The sequence below is a fragment of the Pasteurella sp. XG20 genome, assembly GCF_018968665.1.
Lineage (GTDB): Bacteria > Pseudomonadota > Gammaproteobacteria > Enterobacterales > Pasteurellaceae > Pasteurella > Pasteurella multocida.
Genome location: NZ_CP076656.1, coordinates 1,321,958 through 1,341,686 on the forward strand (window position 1 = coordinate 1,321,958; position 19,729 = coordinate 1,341,686).

Annotated in this window: 13 protein-coding genes, 1 tRNA gene and 1 CRISPR repeat array; of the genes, 2 read left to right on the plus strand and 12 right to left on the minus strand. The window is 40.2% G+C overall.

Going from position 1 to position 19,729, the window contains the following annotated elements; translation table 11 throughout:
- Nucleotides 1–15: 15 nt before the first annotated feature.
- From cas3f to metG, 8 genes are all read right to left on the minus strand, one after another.
- Nucleotides 16–3,336: a type I-F CRISPR-associated helicase Cas3f gene (gene cas3f, locus KPF51_RS06045; RefSeq protein WP_064661102.1), complete on the minus strand. Its 3,321-nt coding sequence runs from the start codon at nt 3,334–3,336 to the stop codon at nt 16–18.
- On the minus strand, nt 3,317–4,297 hold the full coding sequence (gene cas1f / locus KPF51_RS06050; RefSeq protein WP_061405936.1) for a type I-F CRISPR-associated endonuclease Cas1f: 981 nt from the start codon (nt 4,295–4,297) through the stop codon (nt 3,317–3,319). Before cas1f ends, cas3f begins: the two co-directional genes overlap by 20 nt.
- Before the next feature lie 169 nt (nt 4,298–4,466).
- A CRISPR array of direct repeats spans nt 4,467–4,855; the repeat unit is 28 nt; unit sequence TTTCTAAGCCATCTACACGATGGTGAAC.
- Nucleotides 4,856–4,995: 140 nt separating this feature from the next.
- Nucleotides 4,996–5,556, minus strand: a complete 561-nt coding sequence (gene cas6f / locus KPF51_RS06055; protein WP_061405935.1) for a type I-F CRISPR-associated endoribonuclease Cas6/Csy4 — start codon at nt 5,554–5,556, stop codon at nt 4,996–4,998.
- Nucleotides 5,557–5,558: 2 nt separating this feature from the next.
- Entirely contained in the window at nt 5,559–6,566 is a 1,008-nt protein-coding gene (gene csy3 / locus KPF51_RS06060; RefSeq protein WP_061405934.1) for a type I-F CRISPR-associated protein Csy3, read from the minus strand.
- Nucleotides 6,567–6,568: 2 nt separating this feature from the next.
- The gene (csy2, locus tag KPF51_RS06065) at nt 6,569–7,552 is read right to left on the minus strand and encodes a type I-F CRISPR-associated protein Csy2 (RefSeq protein ID WP_061405933.1); all 984 of its coding nucleotides are present in this window, start codon (nt 7,550–7,552) and stop codon (nt 6,569–6,571) included.
- A 9-nt stretch (nt 7,553–7,561) separates the two neighbouring features.
- Entirely contained in the window at nt 7,562–8,896 is a 1,335-nt protein-coding gene (csy1, locus tag KPF51_RS06070; protein ID WP_061405932.1) for a type I-F CRISPR-associated protein Csy1, read from the minus strand.
- Between the two features lie 230 nt (nt 8,897–9,126).
- The gene (gene rlmKL / locus KPF51_RS06075; RefSeq protein WP_061405931.1) at nt 9,127–11,286 is read right to left on the minus strand and encodes a bifunctional 23S rRNA (guanine(2069)-N(7))-methyltransferase RlmK/23S rRNA (guanine(2445)-N(2))-methyltransferase RlmL; all 2,160 of its coding nucleotides are present in this window, start codon (nt 11,284–11,286) and stop codon (nt 9,127–9,129) included.
- A 133-nt stretch (nt 11,287–11,419) separates the two neighbouring features.
- Nucleotides 11,420–13,468, minus strand: coding sequence for a methionine--tRNA ligase (metG, locus tag KPF51_RS06080; protein ID WP_061405930.1), 2,049 nt, complete (start codon nt 13,466–13,468; stop codon nt 11,420–11,422).
- 181 nt (nt 13,469–13,649) lie between these two features.
- Between metG and apbC the strand changes: the two genes are divergently transcribed.
- Nucleotides 13,650–14,762 carry an iron-sulfur cluster carrier protein ApbC gene (apbC, locus tag KPF51_RS06085; protein WP_061405929.1) on the plus strand — a complete coding sequence of 371 codons (1,113 nt, stop codon included), beginning with the start codon at nt 13,650–13,652 and terminating at the stop codon, nt 14,760–14,762.
- 139 nt (nt 14,763–14,901) lie between these two features.
- Here the strand turns inward: apbC and rpsO are convergent, their stop codons facing one another.
- The 4 genes from rpsO to hutX all read right to left on the minus strand — a co-directional run bounded on the left by rpsO (nt 14,902) and on the right by hutX (nt 19,317).
- The gene (rpsO, locus tag KPF51_RS06090) at nt 14,902–15,171 is read right to left on the minus strand and encodes a 30S ribosomal protein S15 (RefSeq protein WP_005721273.1); all 270 of its coding nucleotides are present in this window, start codon (nt 15,169–15,171) and stop codon (nt 14,902–14,904) included.
- Between the two features lie 166 nt (nt 15,172–15,337).
- On the minus strand, nt 15,338–18,253 hold the full coding sequence (locus KPF51_RS06095) for a TonB-dependent hemoglobin/transferrin/lactoferrin family receptor (protein ID WP_061405928.1): 2,916 nt from the start codon (nt 18,251–18,253) through the stop codon (nt 15,338–15,340).
- Between the two features lie 41 nt (nt 18,254–18,294).
- Nucleotides 18,295–18,810 carry a heme utilization protein HutZ gene (gene hutZ / locus KPF51_RS06100; RefSeq protein ID WP_005751227.1) on the minus strand — a complete coding sequence of 172 codons (516 nt, stop codon included), beginning with the start codon at nt 18,808–18,810 and terminating at the stop codon, nt 18,295–18,297.
- A 15-nt stretch (nt 18,811–18,825) separates the two neighbouring features.
- Entirely contained in the window at nt 18,826–19,317 is a 492-nt protein-coding gene (gene hutX / locus KPF51_RS06105; protein WP_005725592.1) for a heme utilization cystosolic carrier protein HutX, read from the minus strand.
- Nucleotides 19,318–19,628: 311 nt separating this feature from the next.
- Between hutX and KPF51_RS06110 the strand changes: the two genes are divergently transcribed.
- Nucleotides 19,629–19,713: transfer RNA gene (locus tag KPF51_RS06110), tRNA-Leu, on the plus strand.
- Nucleotides 19,714–19,729: the final 16 nt, after the last annotated feature.

A 19,729-nucleotide genomic window follows, 5' to 3' on the forward strand; every position in this document is an offset into this window, starting at 1 on the left:
ACCACTATGTCTTCTTCACCAAAATCCATAGACTTCGTTATAGTGCCAATCCAATTGTCCATCATATTGTGGTAAAGATGCACAAAGATAAGTGGGGGCAATCCATTCTGGCGATACCACATTTAACTGTTCAGCCAAGTCGCTCAACACTGTATCCAATGATGCCACGAGCCAAGGTTGCACGACGGCGTGTTTATCTTGCTGTATTGGCTCATATTGAATCTCTGGCAATGCGCTCAATGTCTCCTCATCACGTTTTTGCGCACGATAGAAACCAAAGCCCCAATGAGAATCATCATCAGGTACACAAACCACTTCCAGTTCTGCCATGCTTTTACGAAATTCACTCATCAAAGGTAAATTCGCCAGTAAGTAGTTACAGTATCGAGGATCCCAATAGAGATTAACCAGATTATCACTGAGGTGATTTAACAGGCTAGCAATAGCATGATGCTCTAAATCCGCCAATTGAGTACTTGCCTGTAACACCTCGGGTTTTACAATGCGAGGCGTAGCTTGTATATGAGCTAAATCACGCTGCGAAATTAATTGTTCCAGTTTATGCGTTGCTAATTTATGCTGATGACTCTCAAACCCTGGACGGTGATAGATCACATCTTTCTGTTGATAACGTACCTTCAACCCTCGCCAATTTATCGGCAGTAGCGCAATATTGGGCTGTTCTGCCACTTTCTCTGCACGGTGTCGCCAGACTCGTCCCGCAAGCTGAATAATGGAACGCATAGAGGAAGGATCCACAATCGCCCAATCATAATCATGATCTCGCCCCACTTCAGTCACAGGGCTACCCAACACAATAAAGAGGTGATTTTTCGCTTTATATTGACTCATCGGCAAGGCAATTTCTTCGTGTTGAAATAATTGCTCGGGCGTGTGGCGGTCCAAAATTTTATCCAGTTTTTCTTCTAAATAAGAACGCAATAACAACAATTGCCTTGAATGATAGCAACATAAATGCACCTGATAATCGGCAAATTTTTCACTGGCTTGTAACCCAAACAACGCTTTTGCCAACGGAATCATAGGTTCGATATTCGAAAAGCGGATCAAGCCTACGCTGACTTTTTTCTGACTATGAGGATCGGTTTGCCCATGTAAATCATGTAGCGCTATTGCCTTTTGTAACAATGTGTCTGCCAGCAAGCCATAATGCAATTCTTCCCCTTCTCTTGGTTTGAGTGAAGGTATACTCAGAATTTCTGCCTGACGTCGCACGGGACTTTTCGCCAAGTTTTCCGCCCGTTTTCGCACAAATTCATCATGTTGTTGGATAAATTGCTCGTCTTGCCCACAATTAGCTTGCACTTGTTGGAATTCATCCACCCATGCACAACATATTGGCAAGGCTGCCACAATCCCTTTTTGCTGATTATAGATTTTTCGTCCTGCTTGATATGCTTTAAACAATCCCGTAATAAAATCAGGCGTTAGCGTAGCAGAAGAAAGCAACACTCGACTACCAAATAAGCCCGCTAAATACACTAAACGGCTTAATGCTGGCAAATCTTCCTGGGCAAAATCATCTGGTTCATCCAGAATTAAATCAGAAGTCAATAAACGTAATATGGGCACAATATGATGCCCACCTCGCCCACTTTCGGAGGCAGAAATTAAATGCTCTAAAGTGCAACTCACAATTGGTGCATAAAGGAGCTTTTTGGTTTTGTCATCTTTGCTTAAAAAAGACAAAATGGCTTCATTTTCGACCGCACTTTCAATATAAGTTGCGCCCTCAACTTGCATGTCCTCTAACCAATCTTCAGCACTTTCACTGCCCTGATGAGCAAGCTGGTTTTGCTTCTCTTGTTGTAGTGCGTATAGCTTTTTCACTGCGCTACCGCCTACCAACACAGCCAAATCCTGATCCGATAAATGTAAACGCTTTTTCAAAGCACTACCGGTTTGCAAAGTCAACACGCGTAAGCCTAATGCGATAGTAAATCTTGCCCCTTGTTTACTGTCATTCAGAGCATACATCATCTTGGCATTCGCAAGGGTTTTGCCACAGCCCGTACTCGCCATATTCACGCCAAAAAAGCCCTGTGACTCACTTGTTTGTTGCAACAAGCGAGCCACATTGACGGCTTTGTTTTGCCAAGCAAACCGATCTTTTGCCAACTGCACAAAGGGTTTATGTTGTTTAATACGCGGTAATTCTCGCGGAAACTTAGGTAATAGACGGGCGAAACGTACCGCGGTTTGACACACGCCAATCAAGTGTTCATCCAAACGCTGTTTGGGTTGATGGTTTTCTCGGTAAGTATTGGCTAATAAAGGAAAATTCAGCTCCCCCAGTTTTTCATTTTGATCTTGGGCGGAATAATAATGATCCCCCGTCATCAAACATAAACGAGCAAGCAACAATAAAAAAGGATCCGCGTTTTCGCTAACACTAAATAAAGCAGGGTGATTCAAGGCTTTTTTGGCCCATCTTACCATGTGTTTTTGCCATGCTTGGCTTTGCGTAGCAACCCGTTGGAATTGCCAAAATGCTTGTGGAGTCGGATGTTCAGCGCCATTCGAAACCCAGCCTACTGCGGGTTTATAAGCTTTAAATAAACTCTCAAAAGTCAACTTCGCGTATTTGCGTAAATTTTTTATACAGTCTTGCGAGCGACTAATATCATGAGTAAAAGGTAAACGATGATGCGAAGTAATCAGCCAAATCACCCTACGCGCTAAAGGAGGCAAATAGGCAAAATCAGAAAAATGGTTTTCATTAGGTCTATCTTGAATAATCTTGCTAAACCAAGTAGGATTTGTTTCTTCAAAAACCTGCCAGTTAGCAAGACGCTCAAGCCAAGCTTGGTCAGTTTGACACCCCTCGATCATCGCTTCAAATAAACGCGCAGAAATCCATTCATGTCGATAACTGTCTGCGACTCTTGGTGCATTTTTCGTTTTATCTAATTTCGCTTGAAAGCCCACGCTCGACTTGCCGACATCATGTAACAAGGCAGAAAGTGCGGTCAAAATTTGCAACGAATATGCATCTTGCCAAGCCATTTCCTCTTCCGCTCGCAAAATATTGCGCTGTGTGCGGTTAGTGGGCACTCGTCCTTGATCATTAAACTGACGTCGATCGCCCACAATCCATAATAACTCCGCTGAATTTTTGCGGTGTGTCCAATAACACGCCACCGCCGTATTTTTACGCGCAGTTTGACGTAACATTTTATACAGCGTTTCCAACCCTGCTTGAGTGATTGCTGTTTGCCAGACCCGATCACCACAACGTTCAGCAAATTGATCTAAAATGCGACGCGTTTCTGTTAACGCATTTTTTTGACATTGACTAACCAGCAAAATATTCATCTGACGCTCCTTGTAAAGCCAGTTGTTGCAATCTCTCAATGATGATATCTAAGGCACCAAAACGCAGTAAATTTTGAATACAGGCTTGGCGAAATTCTTTTTCTGAATCGCCATTTTGAGCAGAAATAAACGCTTGTGGCAAAATCATGCTGTCTTTGATGATATCTGCGGCATCAAAAACCAGCCCTCCTCGGCGCGTTTTGCCATGTAACACTGCCAAACCATGAGGTAAACCCAGCACCCAACATGCGGTTGCCCCTAAGCCGTAGGCTAAATAATTGCCATGATCTAAAAACTGATTAACTAAATCAATACTTTTTCCTCGCTCACTGCGTTTAAAATCAGGTTCATTCATCGTTGCTTGATTAGCTAATGCATACAGTTTAGTGGTTAATCGCCCTTCTGCCGCCAGTAATGCTTGACTATGCGACGCCTGTGCGAATTCGTGTTGATACTGTGTCACAAGTGCGGTCAGTTTTTCACAAGAATACACCCATTCTAATTTTGACCAAATCGGCTCAAGTAGCGCTAAACGCTGTTGTTGTAGCGCTTTTGCTACCGCTAAACGTTTTTCGTCATCAAACCAAAATTTGCACCATTGTTGCAAATACATTACAGGTCGATATTCACTTTGTGGGCTAAAAAACTCACAGCCAATTTCGGCTTCTGTGCCATTAAACAATGGTGTACCACCTCCGCTACAAAACCCCACCATGACGCCCGCTTTGGATAATTCTCGCATCGCAGCTTGCGTAATCGACGTACCACTGCCTAACAAAAGACAACTCGTATTGGCGATGGGAATATTCCAATAAAGCGATTCTCGCCCTTCATCGGTGACATATTCCACTCGTCCACCATTTAGTAATACGCGACAATGTTCTAAATAGTAAATATTCGCCCGCTTAGAATGCATAATGGTTTTCAAATCCGAAGACGGAATATAAGGGGTTTTGCGCATAATCTCTCCTTTTATCTAGCCCATTCTCTGATAAGCATAATGGGCTTTTTCTGTTCTTTAAATGAGGTTGCTTAACGGCATTGGATACACCGGTCTTAAAAACCGGCGAGGGTTTACACTATCTAGTCTATAATGAACGATTCGAACTCGCTCTCTTCCGATTATGAGTTTTTTAAGCCATCTACACGATGGTGAACACGTTTTGCTTTGAGTAACTCAAGCTCTTTTTTTTTCTAAGCCATCTACACGATGGTGAACTTGTATTAATTACATCAAAGTGGTTGACTGCATTTCTAAGCCATCTACACGATGGTGAACATAATTATTTGTTTCCAGCAGTAAAAATGAATTTTCTAAGCCATCTACACGATGGTGAACTTCTGTGCCGTTTTGTTGGTAGCCTTCCGCTTTTTCTAAGCCATCTACACGATGGTGAACAATCTAATTCAATCAGTTAGATTCAGTTATTATTTCTAAGCCATCTACACGATGGTGAACTCGCCGAGTTTCAAAAAGCGGGCAATGTGAAATTTCTAAGCCATCTACACGATGGTGAACTAAATGAATTTTGTTATATCTTCGGATATTTCAATTTGTTAAAGAACATCTGAAAAGAAAACCCTTTTTTAGGGTAGAACAATAACCCTTTGATCTTATTCGGAAACTTTCCAAATAAGAAAAAAGGGTTAACAATGAGATTAAAAGTGAGGCACGGTTGCGCTATTGCTTAATCCATAAGCATTAAAGACACCAACACAAGATTGCGACATTCTGTTCTCTTTCACTGCCAAAATAAAACGTTGACCAGTGCTCGCACTTTTTAAATGACAATGTGGGAAAAATGCCACATTTTGCTGACGTTGTTGCATGTCTGCACGGATGGACTCATCCCATCTTCCCTGACTTTTCAAGCGTTTTTCGGTACGGCGGATGGCACTTTGCCCTTTACGATGTACTCGACTATAACTGCGGTGCTCGGTAGGCAACGGCGTTTTACTCACTTTGCTAATTAAAGCATAATCTGATAAGCCAGATCGCAATAATTGTTGGTGTAATTGATTGCAATCTTCCTGATTAGCAAAAAGTCGCACAATGCCACCGAGAGTCCGCCCTAAGCCGTAAGCGGGAAATGCCACCCCAACTCGTCCTTCAAAGTGCGGTAAGAATTGATGCAAAATCTGCATACAATGCCCAATCACCTCACTTTGTAGCATATCCATTTGGGGGATAGCTTTCAGTTCAATGTAATGGGTTGTCATAATTATTCCTTACCACTTGCACCAAATACACCACCACGAATTAAAACACTCATCACATAATGCTGTTGCTCCACGGGTGGGACTTCGCCTTTTAAAAGCCAATTATCAAACAAGGTATAGAAGTCATTCTTTTTGGTTTTCGGTTGACGGAAAGCCGTACCTAATGTCGTCACGGCACCATAAGGTTCTGCAGCGATTGGGAACGCCACTTCTTCGGCATACCAGGTATCAATCGTGCGAATTGCATTGCCCACTTTTTGTGAATGCATCCCCGCTTTTTGGTTGATTTCATACAAAATTTTGCTTTTACGATTATTGGTTGAGTTATCCAACACTAATTCTTGTGATGGATATACTTCTTGTCCATACCCCATGTTGGCATACGCCGTGACATACAAAATCACGAATTTTTCACCTAATAAACCTTGTTTTATTTCTTTAGCGATCTGATGAATCTTGTCATCTTGATGATCAAAATGATTTAAAGAAAACAGTTTTGCATCGTCAAAATGGAGGGTGTTTTCACCGCATGTGACTTCTATTTTAATTTTTTCTGCGCCCATACGATTACGCCATAACCAACGTGCATTGGCGATATTGGTCGCATAACGCTTAGCCAATTCATCCATACCTTGTTCAGATAAATATTGCGCGACAGTTGTCATAACTTGGTGTTGATAGTCTTGATCATTACACACATTTGGGCGCCCCGTAAAAGGTAGCACTTTGACACTAAATGTCGCCACTAAGGTATCTTTGTCATCATCTAGGGTCGCCACATCCACACGTTGTAAATTGGCTTTTTCCGTTTCTGCATCAAGTTTTGCAGGATCATTAGTAATCGTATTTTTTAAGCGATTAGAGATCGTGCCTCGCACGGATTTTTCTCGAATACGCAAAGGCACAGGCGTATCTTTGTCATTTTTACTGTCTTTTTGCGCAAAAATCGCATCAGAAATATCCAAATTACGCTCAAAGGCTAAAACGCTTGGGGTTGATAATTTGCTCATTCTTATTCTCCTTGTGAAATCAGATAAAGGTTATTTTGTAGGGCGGTATAACGCCAAAAACATTGGGACAGATTCTCGGGTAAGCTTAGTGGAAAGACCCATTTCCCTAAGCTGTAAAGGGTTTCGACATATTGGCTTGGATATTGCTGGGTTCGGCAATGCTGCAATTGTCCAGGCGCAAACAGTGGGGAAATCGCTTGATAACCCACAGGAAGCGGCACAAGCCAACCACGCCCTTTCTTCACGCTATATGTCTGCCACGCTGAGGCTGTCGCATTTGCGTGTTCAGGAATATGATGCACCGTTGCCATTTCTAACAGGGCATCCAGTGCGGTCGCTTCAGGGCAACTTGGAAGACAGGATTTTTGCACATTGCCTTCTTCGTCAAGTTGACCAATACGCAAGCCCGTCTTGAGTTCTTCAGTAATGTTGGCTAATTCTTGTTTTGCATCCATCAACACAAAAGCGGGCATTAATGCCAGTGGAATATCTTGATCTTCTTCCAAGTTAAATAACTGGACATTGCCAATCTCTAGTACAGAGCCACCTGCAATGCGTTGTTGCCAAAGTAAATTTTTACAGGTCTGTAAAAAATCTTGACTGGCTTGACTGGTTTTATCGGTCAATGCCTCAAATACACGGTCATCTTGTACATGTACTTCCACCACCAAAGACAGATCTAAATGGATTTTTCCTTCTTCAATAATCGACGCTGTCTCACCATTGCGCTTTATCGGATTGCGTGTTTGTTTAAAAGTGCGGTCCGAAAATGCCGAGTTTTGATAGGTTTGTAATTCATAATCATGACACGCCACCATCACACCACCAAACTGCACGGGGTGGTGTGTTAATTTTCGATTGAGTGCGTGCATCGCTCCCGTCAACCCTGTTAGTGCGGGGAAACCATAGCTCAATGGACCTGAAATCGCATTGGCACTTTGTACCTTGATATGATCAAATAAAATATAGAAATCGGTTTGAAACATCTTTCCCTCCTATGGATGGCGTAAACGATAACGTAAGGTGCGACGAATATTACGACGCCATTCATGATACTCTGCATCGTCAAAATCCTTGGCAATGTGAGGAAAACGTTTTTGTAAGCGTTTATTCAGCCACAAGGCAAAACGACGCTCAACTTCCGCCACCCACTCGCCTTTTTCATACTCTGCACGAAATGCCTCTTCGTCTGGCAAGTGTACACGCTTTGGATCAAGCCAATATTTCTCGCACATTTCCAATTGATAGTCTTTCGACCAACCGGCGGGTTGTTTTTGTAATAAATTGACGTGAAATAAAAACGTACGCAAAATATTATTTAAGGCATCAATACGGCTATCTCGCACTTGATAGCCATTTTTACGTGCCTCAACCACATCAAATAATTGACGTAAGCCATAACGGCAAGCATAAGCAAGATGACCATTGAAAATTGTGCTTTGCGAAGGGGAAAGTCTAAAATAACGACTTGATGGTATAATCGGTGGCAAAGAAGGAAGAAGGTAATTACGACCGCCTTGGGCAGACATTAACTGGGAGATATTCTGGGGCTTACTTCCCCCTAATACTACAGTGGCGAGCTGATTAATGGAAAGATAATGTGCTTGCTCTACTGTTTTTTTCTGTCGGTTTTCTCTGGCTTGTTTATTTTGTTCAGAATAGCGATTGTTATTCACTTTTTGGTAAAACGCATGAGTCAAAGAGGAAGGATAAAGCGGAATTAAACAGGTGTAATCATCATCTTCTATCGGATTTTCCCCATTTGCCCAAAACACTTGTTTGTTTCTTTCATGGGTTTCAGGTTGAGTTAAATCCCCCGTTAATGCTTGCTGAAATTGCTTTTTATAGACGTCAGACAACGCTAAATCATCAGAAAAACAGCCTGCTAATCTTGGATCATCGACAAGTAATAAATCCCTTAATTTAAGCTGTTTTTCTTCATCCACAATAAAATTGAAAAAGGAAGCAAGAGGCAAAGCTGCCGCATTCCCATTCGCATCGAGCACTAAATGACTGACACTTTGCGAACCCACATACTCAGGAAGTAACGAATCACTTGGTTGGAAATTCACATTATCACCTTTTGTATCAGGATGAATACCCTTCGCAATATGGGTACCAAACTTGAGCTGTTTCGCCATTACGTTAGCCGCATTGGCTATCCATGTATCAAATTGGTATTTCTGGTCAAATTCTTGAATAAGTTGAGTGAGTTGTTCAATTTCAGTAGGATCAGTGGCTTTAGCGAGCTTTTTACGGTCACTTTCAGATTTTTTGAGGTTTTGTTCTTGAAGGAACAAATCAATTCGTTTTCTAAACGTATGTGACATTATCTTATACCTCCTTTGTATTATTATGATTAATAAACATACAAGATTTGTCAGTAATGTCAACAAATGTAAAGAAATGGAAATAAAAAAGATGGAAGTGATGATAAAAATCTAAAATTGATGATGATATATTGAAAATAAATAAAAAAACGTCTAAATAGCGTTAAAAAATCAGCGGTACAACCAGTGTACCGCTAATTTTACAAAAGGCAAGTTATCTGTTCGCTGACTTACAGATCGGCTTTCAACCTCACCACCCAACAATTATGAATTTGCTTATTGCGTTCAAAATCCAATGGCAAGGTTTTTGCTGTAATATCTACCGCACTTAAGCCAAGCGTTTCCAAGCCTTCAACATCCATTTTAAAACCTCGTTTGTTGTTGGAAAACACGATGGTGCCATTTGGACGTAAAATGCGTTTTAACTGGGTCATTAACTTAATGTGATCACGTTGTACATCCCAGCTATCTTCCATCCGTTTTGAATTAGAAAATGTCGGTGGGTCGACGAAGATCAGATCAAACTGACGATCACAACGGGCTAACCATTGTAAGCAATCTGCTTGGATTAACTTATGCTGTTTACCTTCCAACTCATTTAATAACAGATTTTGTTCCGCCCAGTTTAAATAGGTGTTTGACATATCCACCGTAGTGGTGGATTTTGCACCACCTAACGCCATATGCACCGTCGCCGATCCCGTATAGGCAAATAAATTTAGGACATCTTTGCCTTTCGCCATTTCCCCCAACATTTTGCGGGTTAAACGATGATCGAGGAAAAGTCCCGTATCCAAATAATCCGTTAGGTTTACCCACAATTTGGCGCCATATTCATTCACATAGAAATAGTCACCTTTGTTGGCGAGTTTTTCATACTGATTGGTGCCTTTTTGTTTTTGGCGCACTTTTAAAATCAGTTTGTTAGTTTCTACACCTGTTACCTGTAAGGTGGCAGTTACTGCATCCAATAAGCGCTGACGTGCTTTGTTTTCATCGATATTTTTGGGTGCAGCATATTCTTGTACCACAATATGATCATCATAGCGATCCACCGCCAAGTTATATTCTGGCAAATCCGCATCATATAAGCGATAAGCATTAATGCCTTGTTGTTTCGCCCATTTTTCAATTTTTTTGCTATTTTTTTGTAAGCGATTGGCAAAATCCACTGCCACTTGAGCAGAAGTTAAAGTGCGGTCAATTTCTGGCAAGTTTTGTGTATTCTCGTCACTCGCTGTTGTACGGGCACTAATATGATAATTTTTTTGCACGCAGTCGAGTGGACCATTTTTGGCTTTAAATTGGCGATGTGAACGTAAACGCAAGCAGTCTAATAACGCCGGCTCGCCACTGAAAATCGATACATTCCAATCGGCGAACTGTTGTTTTAAACGTTGTCCAAACACGGAATATAACGCAATTAACGCAGGTGTCGTGCCTAAACGCTCTCCGTAAGGTGGATTACAAATTACCGTACCTTTTTCTTCAACAAATGGATTTTTTAATGCTGCCACATCACCTTGTTGCCATTGGATGAGATGTGCCACACCCGCATTTTGGGCATTGCGTTTGGCTTTTTGCAGTACTCGATGATCAAGATCGCAGCCATAAAAATTCGCTTTTTGATTTTGGTTAAACGTTTGCTCCGCTAATTCAATCGCCTCGCCTTTCACCTTATCCCACGCCTGTTGATTGTGTCCTTTCCAAAAATCAAAGCCCCAATGCAGACGGTGTAATTGCGGGGCAATGTTGGCTTGCATTTGTGCTGCTTCAATCAGCAAGGTGCCCGAACCGCACATTGGATCCACTAAGGGTGTGCCCAGCTGCCAGCCTGAACGTAAGACGATCGCTGCCGCTAAAGTTTCACGTAACGGGGCTTTGCCCGTATCTTCACGATAACCGCGCATATGTAAGGCATCACCACTTAAATCTAAGGAGATCACTAATTCTTCGCGATTTAAATAGGCATGAATACGGATATCGGGCTGTGATTTATCTACATTTGGACGCGGTTTACCTACACGCTCAAAATAATCCACAATCCCATCTTTGACGCGCATGGCACCAAATTGGGTGTGACGAATTTCTCGGTTTGTGCCATTAAAATCCACCATAAAATGGGCTTTTTCATCAAAATAATCCAACCAATTTTGCCCCACCACCGCAGAATACAAATCTAAATCGCTATACACTTTGCAAGTCACAATGGGTAATAAAATCCGCGAGGCTAAACGTGTCCATAACAACACGCGATATTGCGTTTCCTCATCGGCATGAAAGTGCACACCACCTTGTGTGATTTGGCAATCCATCGCACCAAGGTCGATTAGTTCGACTTTCAGTAATTCTTCAAAACCACGGGCAGTGGTGGCAAACAGTTGTTTCATAAATGTTCTCTGGTTATTCAAGCTGGGCGGAATTATAACAGGTTTTCACCTGCAAAAACGGAGGAAAGGAAAAGTGCGGTAAAAAATTCAAAAATTTTACCGCACTTTATTGCATGAAAGAACTAACTCAAGGTTATTTTACCTGCATACCGGGTTTAACACCTTGATCGGCATTCAATAAGAACAAGTCAGCTCCACCTGTCCCCGCACTTAAAATCATCCCTTCTGATACGCCAAAACGCATTTTACGTGGCGCAAGGTTGGCAATCACCACGACAAAACGCCCTTCTAATTCCGTAGGATTGTTATATGCTTCTTTAATCCCAGAGAACACTTGACGCGTATGATCACCTAAGTCTAACTCAAAACGTAAGAGTTTGTTTGATTCTGGTACCGCTTCACATTTCATCACTTTCGCCACACGTAAATCTAATTTCGCGAAATCCTCAATGCTGATCGTCTCTGCGATTGGTTCCACTTGGCTAGCGGGTTCTGCTTTTGCTGAATTTTTTTGCTCTAATGCCTGCTGGGCTACAAATTGTTCTTTGGTTTCGTTCACAATTGCCTCAATCTGTTTTGGGTCTAAACGCTGTGCTAGCGCTTTAAACGGTAAAATTGCGTGATTTAACAGCGGGCGATTTAAGCTTTCCCACGTTAACTCATCCTGTAAGAAGGCTTCCGCACGCGCAATAATTTGTGGAATCACTGGTTTTAAATAAATGGCTAAGACGCGGAATAATTGCAATGCCATTGAACAAACAGCTTGTAATTCCGCCTCACGTCCCTCTTCTTTCGCCATTACCCATGGCGCTTTGTCATCAATGTATTTATTCGCTTTATCCGCTAATTGCATCACTTCACGCACGACTTTACCGAATTCGCGTTCTTCATAATAAGTCGCAATTTGCGCGGCTTTTTCTACAAATTCTGCCAATAATTCAGGTTCAGCAATCTCAGCTGATAATTTGCTATCAAAACGCTTCGTGATAAAACCGGCACTGCGTGAAGCCAGATTGACAAATTTATTCACCACATCCGCATTTAAACGTTGTACAAAGTCTTCCAAATTTAAGTCTAAATCTTCAATACGGTTATTCAATTTTGCCGCATAGTAATAACGTAAATATTCTGGCGCTAAATGACGTAAGTAGGTGGACGCTTGAATAAAAGTGCCACGAGATTTTGACATTTTCACCCCATTTACAGTCACATAACCATGGGCAAACACGTTAGTTGGTTTGCGTAAATCGCAACCGTCTAACATCGCCGGCCAAAATAAACTGTGGAAATACACGATATCTTTACCGATGAAGTGATAAAGCTCTGCCGAGCTGTCTTTTTTCCAGAAATCGTCAAAATTTAAGCCTGTTTTATCACACAAATTTTTAAACGATGCCATATATCCAATTGGAGCATCTAACCAGACATAGAAATATTTATCTTCTGTATCCGGAATTTTAAAGCCGAAATACGGCGCATCACGGGAAATATCCCATTGTTGTAAACCCGACTCAAACCATTCTTGCATTTTGTTGGCAATTTCAGGTTGTAATGAACCGGATTTGATCCACGCTTTTAACATGCCTTCAAACGCAGGTAAATCAAAGAAGAAATGCTCCGATTCTTTTAATACGGGAGTAGCACCAGAAACTACAGAACGCGGATTAATTAATTCCGTTGGGCTATAAGTAGATGAACAGACCTCACAGTTATCACCATATTGATCTTCTGCTTTACATTTTGGGCAAGTGCCTTTAACAAAACGATCAGGTAAAAACATGCCTTTTTCTGGATCGAATAATTGTGAAATCGTACGACTTTTAATAAAGCCATTAGCACGTAATTTTTTATACATTTCTGCTGTTAAGGCTTCATTTTCTGGGCTGTGAGTGGAATGATAATTATCATAGCTAATATTAAAGCCTTCAAAATCCGCCACATGATCTGCTTTCGAGCGAGCAATTAATGCTTCAGGTGTAATACCTAATTTATCCGCATTTAACATGATTGGTGTGCCATGCGCATCATCTGCACAAATAAAATGCACTTTATGCCCACGCATACGTTGGAAACGCACCCAAATATCTGCTTGAATATGTTCTAATAAATGCCCTAAATGAATTGCACCATTTGCATAAGGTAAGGCGCAAGTGACCAAAATATCGCGTGCCGAATTTGCCATGTTATCATTCCTATTTTTCATCAAAAAATTGGCGCTTATGTTACCTTATTCGCAGTATTTTTTCTACTTTAACCGCGCTTTTCCACATTTCTGCTTAACAGTTCTACAGCTTCGTGGTTAAATATAGTTGAGTGATTAACTAGGGCTTTAATTAGCCACCAAAAATAACGGGATAAAATCAATGGGAATTTTATTTTCTGACAGTTTAACGGACAGTCAAAAACAAGCTATCCAAAACGCATTTCAACAATTTCAACATCCTAGCTTACAAAAAGATCTCGTCAGCCTAAATGCTATCAAAAAAATTGAAAAAGGCGGTGAGACGTTACGCATTGAAATCAGCATGCCGTTTGCTTGGAATACTGCATTCGAACAACTCAAGAGCACTCTCTCAGCAGAACTTCTCACATTAGCAGAATGCAAAGACATCAAATGGCAATTAAATTATCAAATCGCGACATTAAAACGCGCTAATAGCCACCCAGCCGTAAAAGGGGTAAAAAATATTATTGCCGTGACATCGGGTAAAGGTGGCGTAGGAAAATCCACTATTTCCGTCAATCTTGCTCTTGCCTTACAAAAACAAGGTGCTCGTGTTGGAATTTTAGATGCCGATATTTATGGTCCATCTATTCCACACATGTTAGGGGTTGCTGATCAACGCCCAACTTCGCCAGATAACCAGCACATTACCCCCATTCAAGCTCATCATATCTTTGCCAATTCCATTGGTTTCTTAATGGAACCGGACAATGCTACGATTTGGCGCGGTCCAATGGCAAGCAGTGCCTTAAGTCAGCTTTTGCAAGAAACCTTATGGCCAGATTTAGATTATTTAGTCATTGATATGCCACCGGGTACAGGGGATATCCAGCTAACCCTTTCTCAACAAATTCCAGTGACGGGGGCGGTCGTGGTGACAACACCACAAGATATTGCTTTACTGGATGCGATTAAAGGTGTGGCGATGTTTGAACGTGTTTCTGTACCCGTTTTAGGCATTATCGAAAATATGTCGATGCATATTTGTAGCAATTGTGGTCATCAAGAAACGATTTTCGGAACAGGCGGCGCTGAGCGCATTGCACAAAAATACAATGTCAAAGTTTTAGGACAACAGGCATTACATATTCGCTTACGTGAAGATTTAGACAAAGGTATCCCAACCGTTGTCGCTGTACCTGAAAGCGACATTGCCCAATCGTTTATGCAATTAGCTGAAAAAGTCGCTACTGAGCTTTACTGGCAAGGTTCGGTGATCCCAAGTGAGATCATGTTTAAAGAAGTAAAATAAATAAAAAAAAAATGACCGCACTTTTCCACGAAATGTGCGGTGTGTTTTGCGATAATTTAAACATGCCTAGTATGCAGAAAAAAGAAAACCCTTGATAAAGTTATCAAGGGTTTTTGTTTGGAATAAATCCTAATACAAATTAGCGACGTAAACCTAAACGAGCGATAGTTGAAGTGTAAAGCTCAAGATTAGTACGTTTTAAGTAATCTAAAAGTTTACGACGACGAGAAACCATACGCAATAAACCACGACGACCGTGGTGGTCTTTTTTGTGCGTTGCAAAGTGAGATTGTAAGTGGTTGATTTGTGCAGTTAATAATGCGATTTGCACTTCTGAAGAACCAGTATCTTTTGCATCACGACCAAATTCAGCAACGATCGCTGCTTTTTTTTCTGTACTTAGAGACATTTGATAACTCCTAAAAGTTAAGTTAAAAATACATCGCTAGCCGATCTCTAATCCAGCTACGACAAAGAAGTGTGAATTTTAGCATTGATTTACAGAAAAGCAATAAATCTTTGTCAAATCCACCGCACTTTCCCTAAAAAGAAAGCCTGCATACGCAGGCTTAGGATTAGAAGGTGATTTCGGCACTGAGTTTAAAGTTACGACCTGGTGAGTAAAAACGATTAATTCCTGCGCCTGTTTTCTGATTAATTAAATTACTTGTACCAAATGGTTTAATCGAACGAGCAGATTCCCATGTCAAGTATTTACGGTCTGTCAAATTATAAACGCCAAACTGTAACGTTAAATTCTTAATCGGTTTAATATAACCAACCGCATCAACTAGCGTATAATCATCACTTCTCCAACGAACAGCACTATCTTTATATCCCTGTTCTTTATAGAACATATTATAAGTATCTTTCGCTTTTTTCTCACTCACACGTGTAATATATAAATCAGCGCCAAATTTATTTTCTTTATGATCGTAGCCTAAACCAAAAACAGAAGCTTTAGGCTGAATCGCATTCATTGGACGATCACCATCCAAACGACCACGTTGGTAAGTGAATTTATAGCTCGTATTAAATCCATCCAACACATGCCAGAAATATCCCAAATTCAAACGTGCATTAATTTCAAGTCCTTTAACCTTGGCATTATCGACATTGACATTTTGATAAACTTGGAAATCTCTTGCTTGTGCCTGCCCTCCCACGGAATTCGATAAATTTCTTGAACCTAAATACGCTAAATCAATAAAATGACGATACTTTGTTTGGAAAACACTTGTGCTAACAAATCCCCAATTATCGTGCACTGTTAATGCAATCTCTTGATTTTTTGCTTCCTCTGGTTTCAACACGGGGTTCGGTAAAATCGTAAAATCTGGATGCTTAAAGGTAAAATAAAGTTCATCCGAAGTCGGGGCTCTAAACCCTTTTGAATATTTTACTTGTACTCGTAAAAAATTCAGAGGATCGAAAGTTGCACCAAGAGAATAAGAATGTTTCTTAAAGCGTTTTTCTTGTGCAATATAAGCAATATTTTCCTCCGCATTCTTACGAATTTGTTCAGGAGTCAGTGGTTTTGTAAATACCACGGTCCCTACAGTTACTTTTTCACCTTCAGGTAATGGAATAAATAACCCTTTTACCATATCATCTGCAATTTTAGGTGTCACACCAGGAATATATTCTGGCTGATATTTAATATCATCATAACGATAGCCTAAATCTACACTTAACATATTGTGCAACTTGATATTGTCTGCAAAATATAAAGACTTAGTTGTTGCTTCTACCGGAATCAAGAAGGAGGTTAATGGTTCATGACGAGGACATAGCATCCCATTATATGAAGAACTTGTCTTACACTCTCTCAATGTACCATTCCATGATTGCCCTAACGTTCTCTCCGCCCACCAAGTAGGATTACGCCCATAATATCCTGCTTTATTCACCATTTCCTTGGTCGTTTTCGCGTAAACACCACCATAGGAAAGTTCATTTTCAATCTCAAAGAGAGTAAATGCTTTTGTTAAATCTAAATTAATTTGTTTCGTCTTTGTATTTAAATCACGCTCTTTATAATCCAAAGGCAAGTAACCTTGAGAATTTGGTAAAATGATATATCTTCGTTCTCTTCCCATATCATAAGTTGCAAAGGTCTTCCCATTCACTTCCATGGTTTTATTTAATTGAATATCTTCTTTCACTGGGGTCTCTGTACTATAACGATACTTATATGTTGTTACAGGTTTAGAACAATCAAAAACAGTACAATCTAACCAAAAATAAGAAGGTCCCAACTGTTTACCAGAAAAAGCAGCATAATTAGTTCCAGAAGTTACATCAAACGGCTTACCAGCTTTATCTACAACTTGATGTTTCCCATCAACGAGCTGTAAATTTACAGGATCACCATTCCGATCAACGATTTTTCCCTCTTTCAATTGAAGCCCTAAAGGATTCTTATAAGAGTCACATTTTTCATTACCATCACAATAATCTTCTGTTCTTGCTCTTGTTGTAATTCTTTGTTGTGAATAGCTTAACTTGAGCGTATCCCAAAATGGCGTAACAGTATAATTTTCATAAGTAAAGGAAACATTTTTACGTTTTGTCAAATCATTTGCATGACGAGATTCTTTCTCATCTAACTGAATATGTGTTGTTGCAACAAGATTATATGAAAGATCATGTCCGCGGGAATGCTGAAGATAAGTATCAGAAGCGACTGTAAAACGATGATTTTCTGTTGGCGAAAAAGAGAATTTCACTAATGTACTTTCTTTCGTAATTGTATAAGGATCCGCTTTTTCTCTTTCTTTCCCTTGAATATCTCTGCCATTTTTATAGTCATAATTTTCTAATTCATGTCCATGTCGCTTAGAATGCATAATCAATGCATCAAACATTTGATAGCGACCTGCAAGAGTCACAGCATTTAATCCCTGATTATCTGCCGTTGAGTAGCCCGCTTTATAGCCGATATGCCAATCTTTTTCAGTCAGGAAATCTCTGGCATCTTTTGTTTCAAAAAGTACAGCGCCTCCCAAAGAACCACTACCCACTTTTACAGAATCAGCACCTTTCGCGATTTTAGCGACTTTCAACGTCTCAATTTCCACACTATTTCGGGTATTGTTAAAATTGCCGTAACCTTCGAATAATTCTTTAAAGCCTTGAGAAGAAAGGGTTTCTGCTTGATGTAAGCCATCTACTGTAATTGCCACTCGGTTCTCATCCACACCACGAATGGCATAACCGCTCGAACCAAAACGTCCAGCTTCTACCACAGTCACACCGGTTTCATAGCGCACAAGATCACGACTATCCTGTACTTGCTGGCGTTTCAATTGACTCGCCGTTTTCACAGTTTCACCGACTTTTTTCTCTTTAATATTCATCTCATCTTGTTGAGAAGAAACGGTAATCGTATCAAGTTCAGTCGCCTCTTGATGACTATCCGCCAAAATGGCCCCACAATAACTCAATAATGCCAATGTAATTGCAGAAAATTTTATTGTTGTTGTACGCATTTTCCTAACCTCAAGTAAATACCCTAAAAAGTTGACAAAATTTATTCTTGGTGTCCTTCAACCAAGTGAACAAAGCTCACTAAATCATCATTACTCACTTGGAAAGCTTGACCAAAACCTTTTACAAATAACCCTTGTGAGGGCTTAAAACTAAACAAATGAAAATCTTTCATCCGAGACAATTCATCCATTAATGCACCATGTCTTGCTTTGAGTGCCTCAACGCCAGAATGCCATTCTTCACTTTCTCTCTCGACAACACGCGCAACCGCATCAAAAGATAAACGACGACGAGCAAAAATCTGACGACTTTGACTTTCATCTTCGATCAACATTAAAGAAACTTTTGGTACTTCTTGTAGATTACGTGCATGACGTGCAATAGTAGAAATAAAGACTTGGTATTCCCCATTATTAATTGCAAATGGCGCATAACTCACATTGGGATTACCATCTTCACCGACAGTAGCGAGCATGACTGTTTTACATTGTGCCTTTAACTCTTGAATTTCTGGACCTAAACGATTTTGTAATACTTCTTGACGATTTGTTGTCATTACTTTTTTAACCTTCTAAATAAATGCTTTAAATTTTTGAACTTGTTCTGGAAATAGTTGACGCTCAGCATCGCGCCCCAAATAAACTTTAAAAATAGTTTGCCCATTATTCGCAATAAATGCGATGTTATAACTTTCTTTACCGCGAAACGGTAAACTCACAAAGGCAATTTTGCTGATGTTATCTAATTTAAGGTGGCCATGAAGTGTGCCTTCTTCATCTTTCATATTCAAATTATAATAACCACGCCCAACCATCCCGGTCGGAAAACGGTCTTTAATTTCAAAAATCGATCCTTCTTTTTCAATAATGGTCGTGAAAATCCCCCAACTACTGATCTCAGCAAGCACTTCCTCCGCACGTTCCCCAGGAAACACTCGAACAAACTCATCAGGTAAAGCACATAAAATTTCACCTTCAGGTTTGCCAAAGTGCAAAGCCATATCCAAAGTAATTGCCAGTGGATTTTGTGTAATATAATCTGCAATTTGTGCTTTTAGCATCATCTTGACTTTATCCTTATAAATGTCATGGTTAAAACCCCATCATTATCAATATTGATAATAGTTTTTAATTATATTTGTAATCGGTCTTTTTTTCAAAAGAAACTACGATCTTTTTACAAAAAAGTTATTTAAAATTTAAACAAAAAACCTTTATTTTTATAAGGTTACTTCACTGCACCTGAATAAAGTAAGAGAGAACAGCCACACTGATGAAAATAAAGACAATTGAATATCTAAAATCATTTTTTGCTTGTAACCTATCAATGAAAAGGTATAATACAGACCTAATTTGATGCTCTTTATCAATATTAGCCTGGGTGGCGAAATTGGTAGACGCAGTTGATTCAAAATCAACCGCCTTCGGGTGTGCCGGTTCGAGTCCGGCCCTAGGCACCATTGATAAATAGCATTA